Origin of the sequence: Mycobacterium sp., from assembly GCF_044370595.1 — a bacterium.
Lineage (GTDB): Bacteria > Actinomycetota > Actinomycetes > Mycobacteriales > Mycobacteriaceae > Mycobacterium.
The window spans coordinates 1-5,965 of record NZ_JBILVF010000185.1 but is presented as its reverse complement, the minus strand read 5'-3'; the positions used below and the strand labels follow the sequence as shown (position 1 = coordinate 5,965).

At 67.8% G+C, this 5,965-nt stretch carries 6 protein-coding genes; 5 read left to right on the top strand and 1 reads right to left on the bottom strand.

Translation table 11 applies throughout. The annotated features are described in order from the left end of the window. From ADBZ5N_RS16890 to ADBZ5N_RS16870, 5 genes are all read left to right on the top strand, one after another. Positions 1-1,267, top strand: a 1,267-nt coding sequence (locus ADBZ5N_RS16890; RefSeq protein ID WP_526259404.1) for a WS/DGAT/MGAT family O-acyltransferase, incomplete at its 5' end; no start/stop codon positions are given. Positions 1,268-1,289: 22 nt separating this feature from the next. Beyond that, a complete protein-coding gene (gene ppk2, locus ADBZ5N_RS16885; protein ID WP_526259402.1) occupies positions 1,290-2,150 on the top strand; it encodes a polyphosphate kinase 2 in 861 nt (286 codons plus the stop codon). 29 nt (positions 2,151-2,179) lie between these two features. Then, positions 2,180-2,683, top strand: a complete 504-nt coding sequence (locus tag ADBZ5N_RS16880; RefSeq protein WP_526259400.1) for a DUF6912 family protein — start codon at positions 2,180-2,182, stop codon at positions 2,681-2,683. Positions 2,684-2,713: 30 nt separating this feature from the next. Continuing rightward, on the top strand, positions 2,714-3,817 hold the full coding sequence (locus ADBZ5N_RS16875; protein ID WP_526259398.1) for a ferredoxin reductase: 1,104 nt from the start codon (positions 2,714-2,716) through the stop codon (positions 3,815-3,817). Further along, positions 3,817-5,055 (top strand): fatty acid desaturase family protein, encoded by a 1,239-nt coding sequence (locus tag ADBZ5N_RS16870; RefSeq protein ID WP_526259396.1) that lies wholly within the window; start codon positions 3,817-3,819, stop codon positions 5,053-5,055. The genes ADBZ5N_RS16875 and ADBZ5N_RS16870 overlap by 1 nt, the downstream gene beginning before the upstream one ends. A 32-nt stretch (positions 5,056-5,087) precedes the next feature. Here the strand turns inward: ADBZ5N_RS16870 and ADBZ5N_RS16865 are convergent, their stop codons facing one another. Beyond that, entirely contained in the window at positions 5,088-5,951 is an 864-nt protein-coding gene (locus ADBZ5N_RS16865; protein WP_526259406.1) for an aldo/keto reductase, read from the bottom strand. Positions 5,952-5,965 lie beyond the last annotated feature (14 nt).

The following is a 5,965-nucleotide window of genomic DNA, read 5'->3' as shown; positions in this document are numbered from 1 at the left end:
CAGGCTGCCGCAGATTCCGCGGTACCGGCAAAAAGTGCGGGAGGTGACGCCGGGTATCGCGCGGCCGGTCTGGATCGACGACCCGGACTTCGATATCACCTACCACGTCCGTCGCTCCGCGCTGCCCTCGCCGGGCAGCGACGCCCAGTTGCACGAACTGGTCTCCCGGCTGGCCGGCCGGCCGCTGGACCGCACCAGGCCGCTGTGGGAGATGTACCTGATCGAGGGTTTGCAGCGAAACCGCCTGGCGATCTTCATCAAATCCCATCAAGCGTTGGTCAACGGGATGACGGCCTGCGAGATCGGGCACGTCATCGCCGACCGCGCCCGCCACCCCGCCGGTCTCGGCGAGGACATTTGGCTGCCCGCCCGTGAACCGTCCAACACCCGGCTGATCGTCGACGCGGTCACCGACTGGCTGGCCCGGCCGGGTCAGGAACTCGGCGCGTTGCGCTCGACGGTGGCCGATGTGGTGACCGACGCCGGGGAACGGGCCCAGTTGGGCCGCCGCGCCGCCGACCTGGCCCGCCGGGTGACCCGCCGCAACGCGCCGGACAGTCCGCTCAACACCACGGTCTCTCGGCATCGCCGGTTCACCGTGGCCTCCGCGCCGCTGGCCGACTTCCGCCGACTGCGGGTCCGGTATGACTGCGACGTCAACGACGTCGTGCTGGCGGTGATCACCGGGGCGCTGCGCAACTGGCTGCTGTCCCGAGGGGAGCCGGTACCCGCCGGGATGGCGGTGCGGGCGATGGCCCCGACGTCGGTTTACCCCGACGCCGATCTGGTCGCCGCCGGACCCGGACAGGCGATCAGCGAGGTCGCACCGTTCCTGATCGACCTTCCGGTGGGGGAGGGTAATCCGGTGGTGCGGCTGTCCCAGGTCGCCCATGCCACCGAATCGCATTCGGCGTTGGCCAGCCTGGTGGAAGCGCGCACCATCGTCACCCTGTCGGGTTTCCCGCCGCCCACCCTGCACGCGATGGGCACCCGGGTCGCCACCCGCTACCCGCCGCGTCAATTCAACCTGCTGATCACCAATGTGCCGGGGCCACAAGCACAGATGTACATCGCGGGCGCCAAACTTCTGGAGACCTACGCGGTGCCGCCGCTGCTGCACGATCAGGTGCTGGCCTTGGGGGTGACGTCCTACAACGGAATGGTCTACTACGGCATCAACGCCGACCGGGACGCGATGAGCGACGTCGATGTCTTGCCCGAACTGCTCGCCGAAGCACTGGATGAATTAATCGAGTCCGCGCAGTAGATCTCCGCCGTACGATGCGCCGATGGGCAAAGGGAAAGACAAGTCGACGAAGCCGAAGAAAGACGCTCAGAGCACCACCGTCAAGATGTCTAACGCTGTGTATGAGGCTGAGCTTTTTCGTCTGCAGACCGAACTGGTCAAGGTTCAGGAGTGGGTCCGCGCCACCGGTGCCCGGATCGTGGTTCTGTTCGAGGGCCGCGACGCCGCGGGCAAGGGCGGCACGATCAAGCGGATCACCGAATACCTCAGCCCCCGCACCGCGCGGATCGCCGCACTGCCGGCGCCCAGCGACCGGGAAAAGGGCGAGTGGTATTTCCAGCGTTACATCTCACATCTGCCCACCAAGGGTGAGATCGTGCTGTTCGACCGGTCCTGGTACAACCGGGCCGGCGTCGAACGGGTGATGGGCTTCTGCACCCCGCACGAGGAGACCCTGTTCCTGCGGCAGTGCCCGCTGTTCGAACAGATGCTCATCGACGACGGAGTCATGTTGCGTAAGTACTGGTTCTCGGTGTCCGAGGATGAGCAGCTGCGCCGCTTCAAGTCCCGGCTCAACGACCCGCTGCGGCGCTGGAAGCTCAGCCCGATGGACATGGAGTCCATCTATCGCTGGGAGGACTACTCCCGTGCCAAGGACGACATGATGGTCCACACCGACACCCCGACCAGCCCCTGGTTCGAGGTCGAGTCGCACATCAAGAAACACGCCCGGCTGAACATGATCAGCCACCTGCTGTCCACCATCCCCTACCACGAGGTGGAACTGGAGAAGGTGGTCATCCCGGAGCGCCCGCAGATCGGGAACTACCGCCGCCCGCCGCGCGATCTGAGCAACTTCGTCCCCGACGTCGCGGTGTCCCTGCTGGGGGACAAAGAGGGCTGAGCGCGCGCGGCGCCGCTAGTCTCTCGTGCATGCGGGTCTACATCCCGGCCACACTGCCGATGCTGCAGGAATTCGTCGATGACGGCTTCTTTCAGCCCCGCGCCGGGACCGCCTTCGCCGTCACCCCCGCGCTGCGTGAGTCCTACGCCGAGGGCGACGACGAGGAACTTGCCGAGGTAGCCCTCGGCGAGGCCGCGCTGGCCTCGCTGCGGTTGCTGTCGGCCGAACCCGAGGGTGACCTGCCGCTGCGCCGGGCCGTGGTGGTGGCCGATGCCCCCGCGGACAAGGTGACCCTGCGCCCCGACCTGGACGACGCGGTGGTGCGGGTCAGCGGCCGGCTGACGATGGATCAGGTGGCGGCGGTCTACGTCGACAACGCCGAGGCCGAGCCCGCGGTGCGGGCCGCGATCGCGGTGATCGACGAGGCCGACTTCGGCGACGAGGATGCCGAGCTGACGGTGGGGGACGCCCAGGACCATGCCCTGGCCTGGTACGCCACCCAGGAGGTGCCGTTCCTCCTGGAGTTGCTTTGAGTCGACGCCGGTGACGGTACCGTGGGTCGGGTGACCACCCAGGCCGGCCCCAGGCTGTCGGCCGCTGTGCGTGCCCTGGTCAGGCCGGTGACCACCCCGCTGCTGGCCGACGATTACCTCAAGATGCTCAACCCGCTGTGGTCGGCACGGGAACTGCGCGGCCGCGTCGTCGAGGTTCGGCCCGAGACCCGCGACTGCGCCACCCTGGTGATCAAACCGGGCTGGGGCTTCGGCTTCACTCATCAGCCCGGCCAGTACATCGGTATCGGCCTGCTCGTCGACGGCCGCTGGCGGTGGCGGTCCTACTCGCTGACCTCGCCGGCCCGGCAGAAGAACGGGCCCTGGCGGCCGGACCGAACGCTGAGCATCGCCGTCAAGGCGATGCCGGAGGGGTTCCTGTCCAGCCATCTCGTCAACGGCGTCCGGCCGGGGACGGTGGTGCGGTTGGCCGCCCCGCAGGGGAACTTCGTGATGCCCGAACCGCCACCGGACTCGGTGCTGTTCCTCACCGCGGGGTCCGGCATCACCCCGGTGATGTCGATGCTGCGGACCATGGTCCGGCGCGGGCAACTCCGGTCTGACGTCGTGCACGTGCACAGCGCGCCCACCGCCGAGGAGGTGATGTTCGCCGCTGAACTGGCCGAGTTGGGCCGCACCCGCCCCGGCTACCGGCTGATCGTGCGCACCACCCGCAGTGCCGGCCGGCTGGATCTGCACCGGCTCGCCGAGGAGGTGCCCGACTGGCGTGATCGGCAGACCTGGGCCTGCGGCCCCGAGGGAATGCTTGTCGACGCCGAAAAGCTTTGGGCCGCTGAAGGGCTGGCCGACCGGCTGCACCTGGAACGGTTCGCCGCCGTGCGTTCCCCGGCGGCCGGTGGCGGTGGGGGCAGGGTCACCTTCGCCCGCAGCGCAACGACCCGGTCCGCCGATGCGGCGACGTCTCTGCTGGAGGCCGGCGAGCGGGCCGGAGTTCAACTGCCGTTCGGCTGCCGGATGGGCATCTGCCACACCTGCGTGGTGAGCTTGGTGGACGGCCGGGTCCGCGACCTGCGCACCGGCGTCGAGCATGAACCGGGCACCAGGGTGCAGACCTGTGTCGTGGCTCCCAGCGGAGATTGTGTGGTGGACATCTGATGGCGATCACCGATGTCGAGGCCTTCGCACACCTGACCGACGCCGACGTCGAAGCGCTGGCGATCGAACTCGACGCCATCCGCACCGACGTCGAAGACTCCCTCGGCGAGCGCGACGCCCGCTACATCATGCGCACCATCGCCGCCCAGCGCGGACTGGAGATGGCCGGCCGGCTGTTGCTGGCGTTCGGGTCCAAGCGGGTCACCTGGTGCGTCGGGACCGCCAGCCTGGCGCTGGCCAAGATCATCGAGAACATGGAGATCGCGCACAACGTCCTGCACGGGCAGTGGGACTGGATGAACGACCCGGAGATCCACTCCTCGACCTGGGAGTGGGACATGGTCGGTTCCGCCAAGCACTGGCGGATCACTCATAACGTGTCCCACCACAAGTACACCAACATCCTCGGCATGGACGACGACGTCGGCTACGGGGTTCTGAGGGTCACCCGCGATGAGCCCTGGAAGCCCCGCAACACCCTCAACGTCGCCATCAACACCATGCTCGCGGTCGGTTTCGAGTGGGGAATCGCCCTGCAGCACTTGGAACTCCGGCAGATCCGCAACCCCGAGACCCGCGCGGCCACCATCGTGCGCCTCAAGGAACTGTCCACCAAGGCGGCCCGCCAGCTCGCGAAGGACTTTCTGGCTTATCCGGCGCTGACGGCCGCCTCGCCGTGGGGTGCCGGCTTCGCCGGCACCGTGAAGGCCAACCTGGCGGCCAACGTCATTCGCAATCTGTGGACCAACGCGGTGATCTTCTGCGGCCATTTCCCCGACGGCGCCGAGAAGTTCACCGCCACCGATATGGCCGGCGAGGGCCAGGGCCAGTGGTACCTGCGCCAGATGCTGGGCAGCGCGAACATCGACGCCGGTCCGGCGCTGGCCTTCATGACCGGCAATCTGGCCTACCAGATCGAGCACCACCTCTACCCGGACCTGCCCAGCCGGCGGCTCGCCGAGATCTCGGTGCGGGTGCGCGCGGTGTGCGAGAAGTACGACCTGCCCTACACCAGCGGTCCGATGCCGGTGCAGTACGCCAAAACCTGGCGCACCATCGCCAAGCTGTCGCTGCCCGACCGGTTCCTGCGCGCCAGCGCCGACGACGCGCCGGAGACCCGCAGTGAGCGCATGTTCGAGGGCATGGCGGCCCGCTCCCGTGGGCTGAAGACGGCGTTGGCCGAGGCGCGTGCCCGCGGGCGGGCATCGATTCTGCGTCCCGATCGCGTTTCCGGCTGAAATCACGATCTACCTGCAGAATCGATGAGGCTTCAGGCCGGGATGTAGGCGAACGTGTCGGGGTTGGGGCCCATCCGGCCGGCTTCACCCTTGTCCAGCGCGGTCAGCGCCTCGATCTCCTCGTCATTGATCTCGAAGTCGAAGATCTCGAAGTTCTCCCGCATCCGCTGCGGCTGAGCCGATTTGGGGAAGACGACGTCGCCGCGTTCGACGTGCCAGCGCAGCACCACCTGAGCGGGGTGCGCCCCGGTGGCCCGCGCGATCCGCTGCACCACCGGATCGCCCAGCACCTTGCCGCGGGCGATCGGCGACCAGCCCTCGGTGATGATGTTGTGCTCGGTGCCGTAGGCCCGCACCTCGTCATTGGTGAAGTAGGGGTGCACCTCGATCTGGTTGACCGCCGGGGTGATCCCGGTCTCGCGGGCCAACTCCTGCAGGTGGTGGATCGCGAAGTTCGACACCCCGATGCTGCGGGCCCGGCCGTCGGCGTGGAAGTCCTCCAGGGTCTTCCAGGTGGACACGAAGTCCCCGTCGTACAGCGTGGGAAGCGGCCAGTGGATCAGGAACAGGTCGACGTAGTCGGTGCCCAGTTCACGCAAGGTCTCCTCGAAGGCACGGCGGGCGTCGTCGGGCCGGTGGAAACCATTGTTGAGCTTGCTGGTGATGAACACCTGGCCGCGGTCCAGGCCGGCGTCGTGGATGCCCCGGCCGACACCCTTCTCGTTGCCGTACATCTGCGCGGTGTCGATGTGCCGGTAGCCGATCTCCAGTGCCGTCTTCACCACGCCGGCGGTCTCCTCCGGCGGGACCTGGTAGACCCCGAAGCCCAACTGCGGGATCTGATTGCCGTCGTTGAGGGTGATCAGTGGGACGGTGTTCGGGCCGATCGTGCTCATGGTGCTCCTTCGTC

What these genes read in the sequence shown, in the direction of transcription:
- ppk2 (WP_526259402.1), top strand. Translation starts at nt 1,290, where the DNA reads ATGGGCAAAGGGAAAGACAAGTCGACGAAGCCGAAGAAAGACGCTCAG.
- ADBZ5N_RS16880 (WP_526259400.1), top strand. Translation starts at nt 2,180, where the DNA reads ATGCGGGTCTACATCCCGGCCACACTGCCGATGCTGCAGGAATTCGTC.
- ADBZ5N_RS16870 (WP_526259396.1), top strand. Translation starts at nt 3,817, where the DNA reads ATGGCGATCACCGATGTCGAGGCCTTCGCACACCTGACCGACGCCGAC.
- ADBZ5N_RS16865 (WP_526259406.1), bottom strand. Translation starts at nt 5,951, where the DNA reads ATGAGCACGATCGGCCCGAACACCGTCCCACTGATCACCCTCAACGAC.